This window comes from Candidatus Pelagibacter sp. uisw_091 (assembly GCF_059512525.1).
Window position 1 is genome coordinate 71014 of the sequence record NZ_CM183455.1, and the last position, 19418, is coordinate 90431.

Below are 19418 nucleotides of genomic sequence, written 5' to 3' on the forward strand. Positions count from 1 at the left end.
AAAAAAATGAATAAAGAAAATAAATTAATTCCTGGGTTACCCTCAGGATTTGAAGACCGATGGGGCAAGAAATTAATTCTCAAGAAAAAGTTAATTAATATTATTGAAACTAATTTTATAAAATTTGGTTTTGCTGCTCTTGAAACTCCTTCATTTGAAATTTCAGAAAATATTGGATCATTTCTTGCAGACGATGATAGTAATTCTATGTCTGACGTATTCTCATTTAAAGATGGTGAAAAAAATATTACTCTTAGATATGATTTATCAAGTCCATTAGCTAGATTTGTTGCTCAAAACAATCAAGAATTACCCTTACCTTATAAAAGATATCAAATGGGTGATGTCTGGAGAAACGAAAAAGCAGGTAATGCTCGTTATAGAAGCTTTTTACAATGTGACGCTGATATAGTTGGTAACGTTAACCCAGCCCAAGCAAATGCTGAACTTTGTAATTTAATTGCAAGTACTCTTCTTGCCTGTGGTTTAAAAAATGATCAGTTCGTTGTTAACATTAGTAATAGAAAAATTGTTCAAGGTTTAATTGAAGACCTTAAAATATCTGAAAATAAAAAGATAAAGGTTATGAGAACAATAGATAAATTGGATAAGCCTGGCTTTGGTTTAAGAGGAGTTGAAGATTTATTAAAAAAAGAAAGAGTAGATGTAAGTGGAGCGGTTACAAAAGGTGCTGACTTAACTGACGATCAAGCTTCACAAATAATCAACTTCTTAAAAGTAAAAGATTTAAAAGAATTAAAAGAAAATTTAAAAAACCCTTTATCTCAAGAAGGAATTAAAGAACTAGAAGATCTGTTGGAAATAGCAAGTTACGGAGATTATTTAGATCAAATAAAGACGAACTTTACAATTGTTAGAGGGCTTGCTTATTATGACGGTTTTTGTGTTGAAACTAATTTAAATTTTAAGACAACAAATAATAAAGGTAAAGAAGTTGATATAGGAAGTATTTGTTCAGGTGGACAATATAATAAATTAATTTCAAGATTTAAGGGAGTTGATATTCCTGGAACTGGAATGAGTATTGGTGTTGACCGATTATTATTTGCAATGATGCAACTTGATCAAATTGAAGTTGATGAGAAAAAACCAGTTATTATTTGTGTAATGGATGAAAAGTATTTAAAAAATTATTATGAGATTTTAAAAGTTTTAAGAGACAATAATATTAACTCTGAAATATTTTTAGACAGTAAGAAAAATCTAGGCAAACAGTTAACGTATGCGAATAAGAAACAATGCCCGGTAGCTATTATTTGTGGTGAAAATGAATTTAAAGATAATACGATTACTTTAAAAAACCTTTTAGGAGTTAAAGGTGAAAACAATCAAGTATCGTTCCCAAAAGAAAAATTAATTGATGAAATCAAAAAATTTATCTGAAAAAATCCTTAGATCGGTTAAATCTAAAGGGTTTAAATATATTGATTTACCTTCAGTAATTGAAGCCAATCATATTGTTCAACGATCTGGGGAAAATTTTAGAAAGTTTATTTTTTCATTTACTGATCAAAATGGTAGTGAGCTTTGTCTAAGACCAGACCTTACAATAGCATCATGTTTAAGGTACTTAGAAAATAATCTTAAAGGAAAAGAGAAAATATTTTATAGCGGTCAGGCTTATAGAAAATCAAATAACAAAAAAGATTCAATTGTTAGAGACCAAGTTGGCTTTGAGATCATTGGCTCTAAAGACGAAAAAAAAGATGATAAGGAAATTATTAATACAGCCTTAAAATCTCTGTCTAATTTACAATATTCATCAGGAACTTTAAAAATTGGTAATGTTGAGATTTTCAATTTATTAATTTCAAAACTAGATATCCCGAAAAGATGGAAATTAAGACTTTCAAGGCATTTTTGGAGAGAAGAATACTTCAATGATTTATTAAAAAGGTTAGAGACAAACTCTGATGTAGATCCAACAATTGTTGAAGTTGATAAAAAGAGATATCAAAAAATGTTAAAAGATAATCAGCAAACAGTAGTTGCGGGTAGATCAATTGAAGAAATCTTAAAGAGATTTGATAATAAGATTAAAGATCCAAGAAGAGCTAGTAGAGGTAAAAATGTTTCAAAAATTATTAAAGAGTTTTTAAAAATTAATTGTCCAATAGGACAAGCTGCTGAAAAACTCAATATCTTTTTTAAAAAAAATAAAATTAGCTTAATTGTAGATCAAAAATATTTTCCAACCTCATTAAACAAAATTCAAAAATTAAATGTAGAGTTCTCCGCGTCTTTTGGGCGTCAATTAGAATATTATACAGGCATGGTATTTAAAATTGATATTAAGTCTAAATCTAAAAATATTAATATTATTAATGGTGGACGATACGACAAACTAATTTCAGACCTTGGATCAAAAAAAAAAGTTCCAGCAGTAGGAGCTGCTTTAAATTTAAACTACTAATGATAAAAAATATTATTAACATTGGAATCCCAAGCAAAGGCAGATTGAGAACTGATATCTTAAAAATATTTAAAAAAAATAAATTAAATTTAGTCTCAGAAAGAGGTGAGAGAGATTTATTGGGATCTATTAAAAACTTAAATAATGTTAAAGTGTTATATCTTCATGCAAGAGAGATAGTTGAAAGACTTGGAGATGGCTCTTTAGATCTTGGCTTTTCTGGATGTGATTTATTAAAAGAGAGTGAAGTTAATATTCATAAGAAGATAAGTGTTGTTAAGAATTATGGATTTGGCAAAGCAACATTGGTTGTTGCTATTCCAGACCCTTGGATTGATGTTCAAACAGTTGCTGATTTAGAAGAAATTGCTTTTGAATTTAAAGATAAAAAGAAAAAAAGATTAAGAGTAGCAACAAAATATCCCAATTTAACTAGAGAGTTTTTGTTTTCAAAAGGAGTTACGCAATTTAAATTAGTTAGTAGTTTAGGTGCAACTGAAGCTTACCCTTTTACTGGGTCATCTGAAATTATAACTGATATTACTTCATCTGGTGAAACTCTAAGAGCGAATAACCTTAGAATTCTCAAAGATGGTGAAATTTTAAAGTCAGAAGCTTGTATGATGGCTTCAAAATCTTCTTTAAAAAGTAGTCTGGTTAAAAAATTAGTTAAGCTACTTTCTAAGTAAAGTATCTTTTACGTAAATTAAAATAATCCTAATAATATCAAGGTTTCTAAGTACTGCATAAGCCACAACAATAGCTCCAATAATAAGTAGTATTTTTAGTATTAAGATTAATTCCATAGAGACAGTTTTAAATAATTACATATATAAATCAAATTTTTACTATAAAATATCTCCTAGAATCATGGACATAATTTTATTAACAGTATTAGTCTTATTGCTAGGAGTTGCTTTAGTAATCCTTTATCTAAACTTAAAATCTAAGCCAAAAGATGAGAGCGAAAATAAAGAAGCTGAGGAGATGGCTAATTTAAAAACAGAAATTACTTCATTAAAAGATACCTTAAATACTACTATTAATACTTCACTTGGTTCAATGTCGACTTCATTTACCGCTCTATCAACTGGAGTGACTAAAGATATGACAGAGGCTTTAACCAAAGTTGATGAAAAAGTAGGAAACTTCAATAGTCAGGTCGAATTATTAAATAAAAGCCAAGAAGGTATAACAAAAATTTTAGCTGGTGTTAAAAAATATGGAACTCTTGCAGAGTTTTCATTAGATGCTCTAATCAAAGATCTATTACCTGCATCACAATTTCAGACGAACGTTAAGATGAAAGAAGATACAGGTGAAAATGTTGAATTTGCAATCAAACTTCAGGGCGATGTAATGGTACCTGTAGACTCACATTTTCCAGTAGAAAAATTTAAAGCAATTACCGATGGTTATGATGCTGATGATAAAAAAGCTGTTGCAGATGCAAGAGCAAAATTAGCTGCTGCATTTAAAGCAAAAGCTAAAAGTGTTAATGAAAAATATATTGTTCCACCAAAAACTACAGATTTTGCAATTGTTTATGCTCCAACCGAAAGTTTATATAAAGAATTAACTGAATACCAAGATCCAACTACTAAAGAATTATTAACTCAAGAATTAATGAAAAAATATAAAATTGTAATCTGTGGTCCTAATACCCTTTCAGCTTATTTACAATCTTTGCACATGGGCTTTCAATCTTTAAAAGTTCAAAAAGGTGCAACTGAAATCTATGATCACTTAAAAACAATTAGCTCAAGATTTGGAAAACACTTTGATAATATAGTTTCTCTTAGAAAAAAATTAGAAGAAGCAATGATTGTTGTTGATAAGTTTGGGACAGATGCAAGATCGATTAGCAGAAGCCTAGAAAATATTAAAGATCCTGAACAAGTTGATAAAGCTGTTCAAACAGAAAACGTAGAAAAATTTGTTGATCATTCAAAACAAGCAAAAAATTAATTTCTTTTTTTCTTCAATACCGCTTATAACAAACTATATGCAGTGGAATAATAAATTTACTTATCCAAAATCCATGAGATCAATGGTGAGTGGCTCAAGAATGTATGCTGTAAATCAACAAAAACTTCCATCAGTAACTTCCATATTACAAGCAACACAAAGTGAAGAAAAAAAAGCATCTCTTGCAAATTGGAAAGCAAGAGTAGGAGCTGCTGAAGCAAACAGAATTAAAAATGATGCTTCAAGTAGAGGCACATCAATGCACTCTCATTTAGAAAAATATCTATTAGGTCAATTAAATTTAGAATTATTAGAAGAAGAAAATAAATCTAAAAAAATGGCAGACGAAATAATTGAACAAGGAATTAAAAATAAATTGTCAGAGATTTGGGGAACTGAAGCCACATTGTACTATCCAGGGAAATATGCCGGAACGTGTGATGCTTGTGGAGTGTATGAGGGACAAGAAACTATCATTGATTTTAAACAGTCCAACAAACCGAAAAAAGAAGAGTGGATTGAGGACTATTATCTTCAATTAGGGGCTTATTCATTAGCTCATAACGTTGTTTATAACTCGAATATTACCCAAGGAATTGTCCTGTTATGTACGGTTGATAATTTATTTCAAGATTTTAGAATTCAAGGTGTTAAACTAGAAGAATATCAAAATAAGTTTTTAGAAAAAGTCGAACAATATTATCACCAAAGGAATACCAACTAATATGAATTTAGCAATATGGGACATTGAATCTAGTAGCGCCAATACTTCATGGGGAAGCATTATTGAAGTAGGTGGCATTTTAGTTGATCCAAATTTTAAAGAATTAGATCGTTTTAATTTTAGATGTAGATTGCCAGAAGGAGAAGTTCCTCAAGCAATGGCTTTAATAGTTAACAAAACTAGTGTTGATTTATTAACTAAAGGAAATTTAAGTCACTACCAAATGTTATCTCAATTAGAAGCAACATTTAAAAAATGGAGCCCAGCATTGTTCATGGGTTGGTCAAATATTGGCTTTGATGACGAGATGATAAGAAACGAATTCTTTAGAGGAATTAGATACCCATATATTACAAATGCAACTCCCAACAAAAGACATGATGGTTTAAACATTGCAAGAGGTGCTCATGCAGTCGATGAAAGTGTTGTAAAAACAGAAATAAATGCAAAAGGTAATGCGGTCATGAAACTAGAATCGTTAGCTAGAATGAATGGATTTGAATCTAGTGGAGCTCACTCAGCTTTATTTGATGCAGAGTTAACTGTTAAAGTTTTAGGTTTAATCAAAAAAAATCAACCTCAAACTTGGGATACATTTTTAAGAACAGCAAACAAGAGTGATACTGAGACAATATTTAAAACAGAAAAAATGTTTACATTAGCCGAATATCATTTTGGTAAAAATTATAGATTTGTAGTTGCACCACTTCATCCAAAACATTGTATTCACCCAATATATCAATGGGGCCAAGCTTTTGATCTTAAAATCGATCCAATCCCGCTATTCGATATGTCAATTTCTGAACTTAAAAGTGCTATTAAAAAATTAAAGTTTCTAAGAACTATACGGTCAAACAAAGCTCCTATAATTTTAGATGCAAGTTATGGTTTACAAGTTGAACCATATAGCAAACTTGATCCTGATTTAATTAAAGAACGTGCAAAATTAGTAAATAGTAATGAAAAATTTTCTCAAAATATTTTAACAGCATTACGAGAAACTGCTGAAGAAAAAGCACAATTTGATTCACAGGTTGATTTATTAGCAGAAGAGACAATTTATAAAAAATTTACTCCTCAAAAAGATACGGCTTTATTTCCAAAATGGCATGCAGCTTCTTGGAAGGATAAATTAATATTATTAGATAAATTTGAAGATGAGAGAATGGTAAGCTTTGGAAAAAAGATAATTTATCAAGAATCACCAGATACACTGCCTGCTGATATGTTTAAGACTATTAAACGTGGAATAGCTGAAAGAATATTGAGCGATGAAAAAGAAAAATGGTGGACATGCAAAGAATTTTATTTTGAGTGTGATAATTTAAGAGATAGATATACCAACGAAAAAGATGAGAAAAAGCTCAAGTTTTTAGACGAAATTAATGAGTTTGTTGAAGGCATTCAAAAAAAATACGAGCAGGCATAATTAACCTCTGTTAATTAACTAAAAAAATCCCTTTTTACATATTGAATAAATAAAATAAAAATTTATATAAGAAGAATGCTTATAGATTTTAAAGACGAAGAATTTGAAACAAAAATTAAGAATGAAGATATCTCTGTAGTTCAGTTTTCTGCAGAATGGTGCGCTCCATGTAAGAGTCTTAAACCCATCATGGATAAGTTTTCAGATAGTTACAAAGATAAAGCCAGCTTTTATTATGCTGATATTGAAAATGGTGGAATTAACACTGGTTCAGCTGCTGGTGTAAGAGGTGTACCAACTGTTATTGTTTACAAAAAAGGTGTTGAAGTAGACAGAAAAGTTGGCGGAGTTGCTGAGAGCCAAATGAAAGAATTTCTAGATAAGAATATCTAGTTTAAATTTAAAACTTCTCCTGCAAGATACAAAGACCCTGTAATTAAAATAATATCATTTTCCTGAAGATCAATTGATCTAATTGCTTCCTCAACTGAATTTTTGTAATTAATATTTTTAAAATTTTTAATTTTTTTCCTAAGTTCATTTCCTCTAATAGCATTGGGTTGGTTAGGAATATCAATTGTTGTTAATGATTTAATATCTTTAAAGTAACTCATATATTCATTGTGGTCTTTGTTGGCCATCATTCCTAAAATAATATGTTTGTTACAATTTAAACTTTGAAGATATTCATTTAAGACTTTTGCACCAAGTGGGTTATGAGACCCATCTATAAATAATAAATTATTGATAGTTAAATTTTTGAATTTTCCAGATTTTAATTCTTGTAGCCGTGCGATACTTTCTATTTTAGTAATACCATTCTTAATATGTTCATCATTTATTTTGTAATCTGTTAATTGTCTAGCAGTTGCAATTGCAGTAGAGATATTTTCTAATTGAAATTCTCCAGGTAGATTGGGCTTTGGAAGTTTAAGAGCACCAAATTCATCTTCAAAATAAAAAAAATCATTTCCTTTTAATGTAAAATTATAATTTTTATTAAAGATGATTTTTTTGGAAGAATTATCTTTAATTGTATCTTCAATACTTTTGCTAATTTCATTTGAGCTTTGTTTTGCAACAATAATTTTAGAGTTTAATAAAGTGGATGTCTTCTCAAATATAATTTTTTCAACTGTTTGCTCTTCTTTTGGAAGCCAATCTAAATGATCAAGGCCAATAGCTGTTACAATGCTAGCTAAGTTTTTCTTTAAAATATTGGTTGCATCAAATCTATGAAATAAACCTGACTCAATTAAGTTAATATTTTCAGGATATTTCTTTGCATAATAAAGATATGCAACAGTTAAAATTTCAAAGAAAGTAATTTGTGCTTGATTATTAGCTTCTTCTATTTTAGAAAAAAGATTGGCTAATTCATCATCTGTTAATGGCTTGTTGTTAAAGACAAATCTCTCGTTAATCTTTTGAATGTGAGGACTGGTATAAATATTACATTTATAATTTGCTTCTTTTAAAATTGCATAAAGTGCTTGGATTGTTGAAAATTTTCCGTTTGTGCCAACAACTGAAATACAATTAATTTGGTCTTGAGGATTGCCTAATTTTTCTAAAAGATTTCTAGTTCGATCTAGACTTAAATCAATCTCTTTAGGATGCAACTTTTGTAAGCGTTCTACTATCTTCTGAATTTTCATTTTCTGATGAATTTATAGCAGAATTTTTCTTTAACAATATTGATAATAATGAACCTAATTTTTCCCTGAGATCTTTTCTTTCAACAATTAAATCCACAAATCCTGTTTTTTCCACATACTCACTTTTTTGAAAGCCATCAGGCAATTCTTCTCTAACTGTTCCTTGAATTACACGGGCTCCCGCAAAAGCTATAAGAGCGCCAGGCTCTGCTAAATGAATGTCTCCTAACATTGCGTATGATGCTGTTATACCACCTGCAGTTGGGTCTGTTAGTACAACAATATAGGGAAGATCATTTTTTTTAAGCTCATTGATTGCCAGGGTAGTTCTTGTCATTTGTGAAAGTGAGATTAATGACTCCATCATTCTCATTCCTCCACCTGAAGTAAAGACTACAAATGGTTGTTCATTTTCAATAGCATGCTGGACGCCATATAAAAATGCCTCTCCTTCTGCAGCTCCAATTGAGCCACCCACAAAATTAAAGTCTGATGCAATTGCGGTAATTTTTACATTTTTAATGTTAGTATTGATCACCATCATTCCACAATCCATACCTGTTTTTTTTCTAGCAGCTTTTAATCGGTCTTTATAAGATTTTGAATCATTCCAATTTAAAGGATCGTCTTGAGGAATTGGAGTTTTTAACACTTCATAATTATTTTTACCAAAAATAAAATCAAACCTTTGACGTGGACTTATTCTATGATGTTTATTGCAAGATGGGCAAACCCATAAATTATCTTCTAAATCTTTTTTTAAAATTGGTCCTTTACAACAAGAGGTCCAATCACTATTAGCAATTTCTTCTTTACTTGCACGTTTCTTAATTATTTTTTTTATCTTTTCACCAAAATGTATAGTTTTTTTAATCCAATTCATGCAATTTTTTTTCTTAATCTTTTTACTATATTAGTTACATTTGTGACAGGATTTTGTCTTTTCTCAATTGATTTAGATATTTCTTTACACAAAGCGCTACCAACCACCAATCCATCAGCTTTTCTTAAAGATACTATGGTTTTTTCAGTGATTCCAAAACCTATTACAATATTCCTATTCTTGTTAAGGCTTTTAATTTTACTGTAACGCTCTAAAATTTTTTTAGGTGAAACTTTTAGTTTGCCACCAGTTGTTGAAAGCATACTGATATAATAAACCATATCATGAGAGTCTTTTATAATCTTTTTCATTCTACTCGTGGACGTAGTAGGAGACACTAATTGAATAAAACTAATACCTTTTTTCTTACATTTTTTTGCAAATTCTTTATTTTCTGGATAAGGAAGATCAACAACAATCAACGCATCTACACCTACTTTTTTACAAATATTTATAAAGTTACTATCTCCATATTGATAAATCATATTATAGTAACCCATCAGTATTACAGGTTTTGATTGTTTTGATTTTTTAAAATTTTTAACTATTGAAAAAACATCTTTAATTTTAATACCATTTTTTAAAGCCCTATAAGCACTCGATTGAATCTGGCCACCATCTGCAATTGGAGTATTATGAGGAAATCCTATCTCACAAATATCAGCATATTTTGCAATTGATTTTAATATCTCAAGAGATTTTTTTTTACTATTATCTCCAGCTACTGTGTAAGTTAGTAACGCAGGTCTTTTTTCAGTTTTTACTTTTTTAAATACTAAATTAATTAAAGACATCTTAGTTAATTTTCCCCAATCTAGCTTTTAAGATATCTCTATCTTTTTTGGCATCACCGCACGAGTTTACTATAATGACAGTATCTTTGTTTAATTTTGGTGCAATTTTTATAGCTTCAGCAAAAGCATGACTTGGTTCTAAACTTGGGTTTATTTTTTCAAGTTTGGTAACTAGTTTGTATGCGTTTAAAGCATCTTCATCAGTTGCAGATGTATATCTTGCTCTCTTAGTATCCTTTAAGAAACAGTGAATAGGTGATACTCCAGGATAATCTAATCCTGCAGAAATAGAAGCAGTTTCGTTAATCTGTCCTTCACTATTCTGACAAACATAGGCTGCAGCTCCATGTAATATTCCAAGTTTAGCGCTATTAGTTAGTGGTGCAGCATGTAGTTTTGAATTTTTTGGTCCTCCAGCTTCAACACCAATTAATTCAATTTGTTTTTTATTATAATCGATAAACTCACTCCAAAAACCGTAAGCTGAACTTCCACCACCTACACAGTTAATAAGTTTAACTTTTTTTGGGATTTTTTTAAATTCTGATTGAATTTGAATTTTTAGTTCTCGTGAAATTTGAGCTGTACTCCAGCCACAAATTTTAACAAATATATTAGGGCCAACTGTTGAACCAACACACATATGTGTATTATCACAATTTGAAACCCAGTAACGCATGCATTCACTGACAGCATCAACTAATGTTTGACTTCCTGAATAAACGGGCACAATTTCAGCACCATTTTTTTTCATCGCATCTACGTTAGGCTTTTGCCTCTTGATATCTTTTGCACCCATGAATATTTTACATTTAAGGCCAAACTTTTTAGCAGCCATACTCAGCATCTTTCCAGCATAGCCAGCACCTGTATCACCAACAACATATTTTTTTCCTGCTTTTTTTGCGATAAGGCAATGAACTGTTGCGTTATAAATTTTATGAGCTCCTCCATTCGCCTCTGATACCATTTTAGCATATATTTGGGCTCCTCCTAAGTGGTTAGATAAGTTTTGAAGTTTAATAAGTGAAGTAGGGGAGCCTATATAGTTTTTAAAGTAATAGTTCCTCTGTTTTAGGAATTTTTTGTCAAACCTAAGCTTTTCGAAAAGCTCTGTTAAATCTTCAATAGGCTTCTTTAAAGTTTCAGGTATAAAGTTGCCACCAAACTTACCACCCCAAAATCCACTTTTGTTGTGCTGATCTATTAAAGGAATTTTTTTTTTAAGCTTCATTGTTAATTAGTTTAATTTTTTTTAAAAAAATATTTATTTTTGAGATATCTTTTAATCCAGATGTTTCTAGACCTCCAGAAATATCTATAATGTCTGCTATTTCTTTATAAGTTTTAAGGCTATCTTCAATTTGAATATTCCCAGCTAGCATTAATTCTTGATTAATTTTAAGATTTTTAATTAATTGATGATCAAAGGACATACTTTTCTCATAACCTTTGCTGTCAAATAGTATTATGTCTGCAAGCTCATTGTAATCTAAATATTTTACTACATCATTTTGATCTTTAACAGTTATTGCAACAATAATTTTTTTGTTATATTTTTTTTTAATTAATTTAATTTCATTTGGCATGCAATCATAAAGTTGATAATAATCGAATGGTAAATCCTTTATTTTTTCTAAAATGTTTTCATTCGGTTTAACTAATACAGCAACATATTCTGATTTTTTTTTATCAACTTTCAATAACTCTTTGAGCTTATCATATTCAACAAATCTTTTTGATTTAGGCCAATTACAAATAAACCCTACCATCTTTGGTGGGGTAGGATGGGAAGTTAAAAATTCTAGAGTTATAGGATCAGAGATCCCACAAATCTTGCAGGGTTGGATCATTGATTTAAATGGTTAATCAATCTTTTAATATTGTTTTTAATATTACCCTTTATTAAAGATCTTCCCATCACAATACCAGAAACTTTATTTTTAAAGGCATCATTAGGGGTCATTATTCTAGATTGATCATTTGCATCATCTCCGGGCATTCTTATTCCTGGTGTAACAATGAATAAGTTTTTGTATTTTTTTCTAACTATTTTTGCTTCTTGTGCAGAACATACAATGCCTGCTACACCAGACTTTTTTATTAGAGCAGCTTGTTTCAATACTAATTGTTCTACTGTTTTGGTATAGCCAATTTCTTTAAGTGATTTGTTGTTAAGGCTTGTTAAGATTGTAACTCCCAATACTTTTAAATTTTTATTAATTTTTTTAGCTTTTGTTGTAATAGCCTTAAGCATTTCAAGACCACCACTTGCATGAACAGTAATGTATTTACATTTTTTTAAATCTTTTAAACTATCTATTGCAGATAAAGCAGTTTGTGGAATATCATTTATTTTTAAATCTAACCAATAATCTTTTTTAAAGTTTTGAAGAAAGGCTCTTCCATTTTTTGAATAAAAAAACTGCAATCCAAATTTTGGAATTATTTGAAGCTTATTTGTTTTTGTGTCGTTAATTATTTTTTTTATTTCTTTTAAATTTGATGTATCACAAGCAACAAAAATATTTTTATTCATCATTGTTTAAATTTTTAAACATTTCTTTTGCCATTTTAAAGTGAATTGTTTTCTTTTCTGGTGTATTAACTTTCTCTCCAGTTTTTGGGTTTCTTGATATTCTGGCTTTCTGAATATTTGTTGAGAACATACCAAAACCTCTTAATTCAACTCTATCTCCACGTTTTAGAGCTTGTTTAATTTCATTTAAAACAACCGACACAACTTTTTCAAGATCTTTTTTGAGAAAATTTGGATATGATTTTTTAAGTTGGTTTAGAAGCTTTGATTTTACAATAGCCAATTTTTTATTCTTCTTTTTTCTTCTTCTTCTCTAGGTCGTCAGATAAAGATGAGAAAGGTAAGTTTTTTCCACTCGCTTCGGAGCCATAAGTGTCTAATGCTACTTTTCTTTCAATTTCTTCTAGTAATTTAATACTTAATACAACTTTTCTCTTATCTAAATCTAATTCTTGGATTGCACAGTCAATTCTTTCACCACCTGTAAATCTTGCAGGTCTTGCATCGGCTGCATTTACAGCTATTGCAGATTTTTTGATAATAAAGTCCATTTCACAACCTTCAGGTCTAACAACTAAACCCTTGTTATCAGATGAAATTATTTTAACAGTAATAGGTTGGTTAACTTTTTTATCATTAAACCAACTAAACGGGTCTATTTGAGTTTGACGTAAGCCAACTCTAACTTTTTGTTCAGCTGCTTTAACCTCTAATACCTTAACTTTTAATTTATCCCCGATTTTGTGTTTAGCTAACTCTTCCTCAGCATTTGCAAGGTAAGTAAGATCATTACAGTGTAAGAATGCATCAATATCTAATCCGTTTATTTTTAAGAAAATAGAGTATTCGTTTTTACTTGCAACTTCGCCTTCAACTTCTGAGCCAATAGGGTATTTGCTTTCAAATGTATCAAAAGGATTTTCAGTTGTTAGACGGTGTGAAATTGCAACTCTTCTTTTCTCTTTATCAATTTCTGTTATGACAATCGAAATTTCATCTCCTACTTTAAACATTTTTTTTGCTGAAGGATTCTTTTTTGTCCATGATAATTCAGATGTATGAAGCAATGTTGATAATCCAGGCTGAAGTTCTGCAAACAGACCAAAATCCATAAGTTTAACTACCTTAACTTTGTAAATTTTATTTAGTTCGTAGTTTGCAATATCATCAAAAGGGTCTGGAGAAAGTTGTTTAATGGAACAGCCGACTTGTAATTTTTCCCTGTCCACTGAAATCACTAATAGATCATGTTTTTCACCAATTGTAAAAACTTCATCTGGATGGTTTACTCTTGAATAAGAAATTTCTTGAAGGTGAACTAAAACATCAAGCTCACCATTAACACTAAAAAAACAACCAAATGAACTGTAACCTTTAACTTCAGCTCCTTTAATTACATCTCCAACTTTGAATTTTTCAACAATTTTAATTTTATCCTCTTTTTTAAATGAAGAAATGATCTCTCTTCTAGAAACACATGCATTCCCTCTAACTTTATCCAATTTGATAAGAGCAAATTTTTGTGGTTCATTCATTAAATGACTAATATCTTTTAATGGTTTGTCTGAAATTTGTGAACCTGGTAAAAACATTAAAGATCCAGTGTCGATGTGTTCAACAATACACCCACCTTTGACACGACCTGTAATTTTTCCCATTATAGGTTCATTTTTTTCATAAGCCTCAACAAGTTTATCCCAACCTTGAATTTTTTGCGCTTTAGAAGCTGATACTAATACTTCACCTTTTTTATCTTCTAATCTTTCAAGAAGAACTGAAATTTTTTCACCTACTTTTGCTTTATCAAGCATACCCATGCTTTTTAATTCATTAATATCTAAAATAGGTTCAGATTTTAGTCCTGGCACTTCAAGAAATACAAAGTTCTCAGTTACCTTATTTACCACACCTGAAATAATTTTCCCCTCTTCAAGGTTTGCTGTTTTTGTAAATTGTGAATTTAATAGCTGTTCGAATTCTTTTGATGCTGCAGTATCTAGATTATTGTATATTTCCATTAAGCGTTAATTTTTTTATCCATTATTTGTTTTATTTTTAGAAAGCATGATCTTTTAGATTCATTTTCGGAAGATATCAAGTATTGATCTTTTGTTCTTTTTAAAGGCGATACTTTTCTATTATAGTCACTTTTATCACGTTTTTTGATACTTTTTAGCACCTCATTGAGTGATATTTTTTTATTTAACTCTTTTAACTCCTTATATCTTCTAAGTGCTCTTGTTTTAACACTTGCAGTGATAAAAAATTTAAAATCAGCCTCAGGCATTATATTGTAAGTTATGTCTCTTCCATCAATGACTGATCCTTTATATTTATTTGCAGGATTATATGCGCATTCCATTTGAAAGTTGTGTGCTAGTTTTCTAATTTTTATATCCTTTGCAATTACTGAGGCCATATTTCCAACATCATCAGATAGAAGCTTTTTACTCTGCAAGTCTGACATTTTTAAGGTCTTCATTTTTTTTGAAACAAAAGAATAGCTGAATTTTTTTTGATTTTTTATTTTTAAGTAAGCTAAGAGACGATAAATTTTTCCAGAATCAAGATACAAAAGTTTATAATGTTTAGAAATTAGCTTTGCTTGCGTGCCAGCTCCTGCAGCAGCAGGCGAATCGATTGCTACTTGCCAGCATTTCTTTTTATATTTTTTCATATTAATTTATTTAGTGTTTATTTTTTTCATTATTTTAAGAAAATTTGGAAATGATGAATTTACAGAATCTTTATCATATATTTTCCATTTTCCACCACAAGTTAAAGCAGCAATTGTACTCATCATAAAAATTCTATGATCTTTTAGATAGTTTTTAATTACAATTGGTTTTAAGATTTTTAAATCTGGTTGACCATAAATTTTAATTGAATCTTTTGTCAATTTTGTTTTAACACCCATCATGTTCAAAATTTTAGATCCCCAGTTTAATCTTGGACTCTCTTTTTGGTTAAGTTCAGCTAAATTTTTAAAATAAGAAATACCTTTTGCTTTTGCTGCTGCTAAAAAAATAATTAAAAATTCATCTATAGCACTACTATTTAATTCTGATGGACAATTTATACCTTTAAGATTATTTGAGCTTTTTATCAAAATATCAGAAATTTTTTCACCTCTATAATTTCTTTGATTTTTTAGTGATATTTTAGCTCCCATTTTTTTTAAGATAGTAATCACTCCGATTCTTGATGGGTTGATATTTACATTTTTTATCAAAAGTTTAGAATTATTTGAAAGAGTTGTAAGTACAATAAAAAATGCACTTGAGCTTATATCGCCTGGAATTTGATAATTAAATGCTTTAATTTTTTTTGGTTGTCTAATATCTATAAAATCATATTTTTTTGTTTTTTTTATTTTAATAGGTATTTTTAAATATTTAAAAAGTAGTTCTGAGTGATTTCTTGATTTTTTTGCCTTAATAGATGTTTTACCTGGTGTAATAAGTGCTGCAAACATTACGCTGCTTTTGCACTGCGCAGAGCCCTTGTTTTCTAAATATTTAATACTTTTTACTGACTGAGAACCAAGAATTGATAGAGGTAATCTATTTTTATTTTTATAATAAAATTTAGCACCAAACTTTTCTAACGGTGAGGTTATTCTTGAAAAATCTCTTTTAGATAAGCTTTTATCACCAGCTAATTTTATTCTATAAGGTGATTTTATTAGTAACCCAAGTATTAGCCTTCCAAGTGTTCCTGAATTTTTAGCATTTATTGTTAAATTTTTTTTATATTTAAAGCCATTAATTCCATTTCCAATTATTTCGCAATAATTTTTGTAGCGCTTAACCTTTATTCCTAATTTTTTAATAGAATCTAGCGCCGCAATAACATCCTCAGACATCAAAATATTGTGAGCTTTTGATAAGCCATTAGATTGTGAAGCAATTAGTACCCATCTTATAGATAAGCTTTTATCACCGTCTACAATTATTTTTTTATTAAAGCTATTTATCTTATTATTGATTATGAGAATTTTAGACACCTTAATTAATTTTAAATGATGTTCCAAAATAAGCTGTGATAGCTCTTTGATCTTGGATTATTTCTTGGGGTGATCCTTTGGAAATAATTTTACAATTTGATATTACCATTGCTAAATCGACACAAGAAAGCAAATCCCTTGCTTGGTGGTCACATATACATACACTAATATTATTATTCATTTGTAAATCAATAATAAGTTTTTGCAGCATTTTAATTGTTAAAACATCAAGGGCCGCAAAACACTCATCTAGTAATAGTAATTTTGGATCAGATAATAAAGCGAGAGCGATAACTAACTTCTTTTTTTGACCTCCTGATAAAAACTTTGCTTTAACATTAAGAGTTGATTCAAATTCAAACCTTGAAACTAAATTATTAATTTTATATTCTCTTTCTTTTTCGTCGTTGATTAATATTTCAGCAATAGCTTTTAAGTTATCTATCAATGTGAGATCTTGAAAAAAACCTCCATGTTGAGGTACATAGCCTATTTTAAATTTTTTAGTCCTTAAGTAGATAGGGTAGCTAGTTACATCATGTCCATTTATTAATATTTTTCCATAATCTGGCTTTATCAATCCAGTTATTAGGTTAAATATTGTTGATTTACCTACACCGTTGGGACCAAGCATACCTAAAATTTCCCCCTGATTTATTGAAAAACTTATATTATCTAAAATTTGTCTATTTCCATAAGAAAGTGAGATATTTTTTAGCTCAATCAGTGGTTTTTTTTGTTTAAAAGATTTTATTCTAAAACTTTTTATAATTGCCATATCAATTTTCTTTAATTATTGAAATTTTTTTTGAATTATTTTTAGATAAAATCTTAGTATTTTTAGTAATTAAATCAATTTCCACTCTATCTGCTTCTAACTTTGTATTATTTAAATTATTATTTATAATTAAATTATTATAGGCATAAATTTTACCATCTTCAAAATTAAAATCAAGATTCTCAGTAAAAATTTCATTATCGTTGTAAGAAACTTTTATATCTTGTGAAAATTCTGTATTAAAATTTATAAGATTATAATTTGCACTCTTTGAAAAAATTTTCACTTTAGTGGAGTCTTGAAGGGTTATTATGGCTGATACAGAGTTCATTAAAATAACATTAGAAGTGATAGTACTCATATCAGCAGTTTCTGCTTGGATAAAGTAATTATTGCCATTTAAATCATTTGAGTTGTATTCAATTTTTTTGATAAAACTTTCCTCTTCAATATTAGGTTCTTCATCCTGGTTAATTAATAATTGTGGCGTGCTATCACTACGAACTTTAGTTTCGTCAGAATCGATGTAAAAACTATAAGTATAGTAGATTACGGCTAGTATAATGAGGGTTAAAATAAGTTGTAGAATTATTTTATAATTGAATTTAACTAACATCAGCCTCAAGAATTTTGTGAATATGTAAAATTCCTATTGTTTTATTTTTAGTTTTTTTATCATTAACACATAGGCTTGTAATTTTTTTTTCATTCATTAATTGTAAAGCCTTAGCTGCTAATATATCTTTATAAATAAAAACAGGTTTGTATGTCATGATCTTTTTTAACGGTAAGCTTTTAATATCTTTATATTTTTGAATACCTCTTTTAATATCTCCATCTGTGCATAATCCTGTTGTTATGCCTTTTTTATTTTTAACAATCAAAACTCCAAGTTTTTTATTAGAAATTATTTTAAGAGCTAGTTTCATTTTCATATTTTCATTTGCAAAAGGTATTTTCGTGCCGGTATACATTAAATCTTCTGCAGTTTTTAATTTTTTACCCAAACTTCCAGCAGGGTGAAATTTTTTGAAGTCAAGTTTACCAAATTTTTTATACTCCATCGAAGCAATAGCAAGTGCATCACCCAAACTTAGTTGTGCCACAGTACTAGAGGTAGGCACTATTCCATATCCAGATTCTAAAACTTCTGGAATAAATAATTTTATATCTGCAGCTTTATAAAGTGTAGAATTTTTTTTTGAGACTATTCCAATTGTTAAAATTTTATTTCTATTAGTGTATTGAATAATATTCTTCAGTTCTTCAGAATTTCCAGAGTAACTTATCAAAATCAAAATATCTTTTTTGGAAATGCTACCAAGATCGCCATGTGAACAATCACTAGCAGACAGAGTGTATGATGGACTACCAACCGAGGATAGTGTTGCAGCAATCTTGCTTGCAATTAATCCACTTTTTCCAACACCACATAAAATTATTTTTGATTGACATCTTGCAATTGAAACTACAGCATCATTAAATGAATTATTAATTGATTTTTTTAATTTTTTTAGAGCTTTTATCTCTAGGTCAATTACAGTTTTTGCAACTTTTTTATAATCTTTTTTTTTCATTTAATGGGACCATATATCGTCTTTAAATAAAGCTAAATCGAGATCAACTCTGGTTTTTAAGAATTTTAAACAATCATTATATAAATTTATTCTTTTTTCTCTTACAAGAATTTTATTTAGCTCTTCATGAATTTTGTGCAAATAAATAACATCGTTTGCACAATATTTAAGTTGAGCTGTTGATAATTCACCTCCAAAATCTGAACTTTGAAATTGTTTACTCACATCAATATTAATAAATTCTTTAATCAAAGTCTTAAGAGAATGACTATCTGAATAAGATCTGGCTAATTTTGAGGCAATCTTAGTATCTAGAATATTTTTAGTTTCTGTTTTTAAATAGTATTTTATGTGAGCCATATCAGCTCTGCCATAATGAAATATTTTTGTTACTTTTTCATCAGAAAGAATTTTATTCAAATTTGGAGCATTATAATTTGATCTATCCAACTGAACAATATGAGCATCTGAATTTCCACTAGATATCTGGATAAGACATAAAGGATCTCGCTTGACATTCAGCCCCATAAACTCTCCATCGACTGCTATAATATTGCCTAAATCTAAATCTTCTGGTAGATCATCTTTGTGAACTTTAATATCAATAGTCATTTTTAATTATATATAT

At 29.1% G+C, this 19418-nt stretch carries 21 protein-coding genes; 7 read left to right on the plus strand and 14 right to left on the minus strand.

Annotated features, from left to right (window positions below):
- The first annotated feature begins 6 nt into the window (after positions 1-6).
- From hisS to AC5YGA_RS00405, 7 genes are all read left to right on the plus strand, one after another.
- Entirely contained in the window at positions 7-1404 is a 1398-nt protein-coding gene (gene hisS, locus AC5YGA_RS00375; RefSeq protein ID WP_415308540.1) for a histidine--tRNA ligase, read from the plus strand.
- Complete coding sequence (locus AC5YGA_RS00380; protein WP_415308541.1) at positions 1382-2434, plus strand: ATP phosphoribosyltransferase regulatory subunit; 1053 nt, start codon at positions 1382-1384, stop codon at positions 2432-2434. Before hisS ends, AC5YGA_RS00380 begins: the two co-directional genes overlap by 23 nt.
- Positions 2434-3123 carry an ATP phosphoribosyltransferase gene (gene hisG, locus AC5YGA_RS00385; RefSeq protein ID WP_415308543.1) on the plus strand — a complete coding sequence of 230 codons (690 nt, stop codon included), beginning with the start codon at positions 2434-2436 and terminating at the stop codon, positions 3121-3123. The genes AC5YGA_RS00380 and hisG overlap by 1 nt, the downstream gene beginning before the upstream one ends.
- 181 nt (positions 3124-3304) lie before the next feature.
- Entirely contained in the window at positions 3305-4402 is a 1098-nt protein-coding gene (locus tag AC5YGA_RS00390) for a DNA recombination protein RmuC (RefSeq protein WP_415308545.1), read from the plus strand.
- Positions 4403-4439: 37 nt separating this feature from the next.
- Positions 4440-5126, plus strand: coding sequence for a hypothetical protein (locus AC5YGA_RS00395; RefSeq protein ID WP_415308547.1), 687 nt, complete (start codon positions 4440-4442; stop codon positions 5124-5126).
- Between the two features lies 1 nt (position 5127).
- Entirely contained in the window at positions 5128-6555 is a 1428-nt protein-coding gene (locus AC5YGA_RS00400) for an exonuclease domain-containing protein (RefSeq protein WP_415308549.1), read from the plus strand.
- Between the two features lie 75 nt (positions 6556-6630).
- Complete coding sequence (locus AC5YGA_RS00405; RefSeq protein WP_271482804.1) at positions 6631-6948, plus strand: thioredoxin family protein; 318 nt, start codon at positions 6631-6633, stop codon at positions 6946-6948.
- Here the strand turns inward: AC5YGA_RS00405 and AC5YGA_RS00410 are convergent.
- The 14 genes from AC5YGA_RS00410 to AC5YGA_RS00475 are packed head-to-tail and all read right to left on the minus strand — an operon-like array spanning position 6945 to position 19402.
- On the minus strand, positions 6945-8213 hold the full coding sequence (locus tag AC5YGA_RS00410; RefSeq protein WP_415308551.1) for a bifunctional folylpolyglutamate synthase/dihydrofolate synthase: 1269 nt from the start codon (positions 8211-8213) through the stop codon (positions 6945-6947). The two genes, AC5YGA_RS00405 and AC5YGA_RS00410, sit on opposite strands and share 4 nt — an antisense overlap.
- Positions 8167-9096, minus strand: a complete 930-nt coding sequence (locus AC5YGA_RS00415; protein ID WP_415308553.1) for an acetyl-CoA carboxylase carboxyltransferase subunit beta — start codon at positions 9094-9096, stop codon at positions 8167-8169. Before AC5YGA_RS00415 ends, AC5YGA_RS00410 begins: the two co-directional genes overlap by 47 nt.
- Positions 9093-9890, minus strand: a complete 798-nt coding sequence (gene trpA / locus AC5YGA_RS00420; protein ID WP_415308555.1) for a tryptophan synthase subunit alpha — start codon at positions 9888-9890, stop codon at positions 9093-9095. The genes AC5YGA_RS00415 and trpA overlap by 4 nt, the downstream gene beginning before the upstream one ends.
- A 1-nt stretch (position 9891) precedes the next feature.
- Complete coding sequence (trpB, locus tag AC5YGA_RS00425) at positions 9892-11124, minus strand: tryptophan synthase subunit beta (protein ID WP_415308557.1); 1233 nt, start codon at positions 11122-11124, stop codon at positions 9892-9894.
- On the minus strand, positions 11114-11743 hold the full coding sequence (locus AC5YGA_RS00430; protein ID WP_415308558.1) for a phosphoribosylanthranilate isomerase: 630 nt from the start codon (positions 11741-11743) through the stop codon (positions 11114-11116). Before AC5YGA_RS00430 ends, trpB begins: the two co-directional genes overlap by 11 nt.
- The gene (gene pyrF / locus AC5YGA_RS00435; RefSeq protein ID WP_415308560.1) at positions 11740-12432 is read right to left on the minus strand and encodes an orotidine-5'-phosphate decarboxylase; all 693 of its coding nucleotides are present in this window, start codon (positions 12430-12432) and stop codon (positions 11740-11742) included. The genes AC5YGA_RS00430 and pyrF overlap by 4 nt, the downstream gene beginning before the upstream one ends.
- Positions 12422-12712: an HU family DNA-binding protein gene (locus AC5YGA_RS00440; protein WP_415308562.1), complete on the minus strand. Its 291-nt coding sequence runs from the start codon at positions 12710-12712 to the stop codon at positions 12422-12424. The genes pyrF and AC5YGA_RS00440 overlap by 11 nt, the downstream gene beginning before the upstream one ends.
- A 4-nt stretch (positions 12713-12716) precedes the next feature.
- Positions 12717-14447, minus strand: coding sequence for a S1 RNA-binding domain-containing protein (locus tag AC5YGA_RS00445; protein ID WP_415308564.1), 1731 nt, complete (start codon positions 14445-14447; stop codon positions 12717-12719).
- Positions 14447-15106 (minus strand): (d)CMP kinase, encoded by a 660-nt coding sequence (locus AC5YGA_RS00450; RefSeq protein WP_415308566.1) that lies wholly within the window; start codon positions 15104-15106, stop codon positions 14447-14449. The genes AC5YGA_RS00445 and AC5YGA_RS00450 overlap by 1 nt, the downstream gene beginning before the upstream one ends.
- Before the next feature lie 6 nt (positions 15107-15112).
- Complete coding sequence (aroA, locus tag AC5YGA_RS00455; RefSeq protein ID WP_415308567.1) at positions 15113-16435, minus strand: 3-phosphoshikimate 1-carboxyvinyltransferase; 1323 nt, start codon at positions 16433-16435, stop codon at positions 15113-15115.
- A gap of 1 nt (position 16436) precedes the next feature.
- Positions 16437-17213, minus strand: coding sequence for an ATP-binding cassette domain-containing protein (locus AC5YGA_RS00460; protein WP_415308569.1), 777 nt, complete (start codon positions 17211-17213; stop codon positions 16437-16439).
- A gap of 1 nt (position 17214) precedes the next feature.
- Positions 17215-17829, minus strand: coding sequence for a hypothetical protein (locus AC5YGA_RS00465; protein WP_415308571.1), 615 nt, complete (start codon positions 17827-17829; stop codon positions 17215-17217).
- On the minus strand, positions 17819-18790 hold the full coding sequence (locus AC5YGA_RS00470; protein WP_415308573.1) for a KpsF/GutQ family sugar-phosphate isomerase: 972 nt from the start codon (positions 18788-18790) through the stop codon (positions 17819-17821). Before AC5YGA_RS00470 ends, AC5YGA_RS00465 begins: the two co-directional genes overlap by 11 nt.
- Positions 18791-19402 carry a ribonuclease D gene (locus AC5YGA_RS00475; RefSeq protein ID WP_415308575.1) on the minus strand — a complete coding sequence of 204 codons (612 nt, stop codon included), beginning with the start codon at positions 19400-19402 and terminating at the stop codon, positions 18791-18793.
- Positions 19403-19418 lie beyond the last annotated feature (16 nt).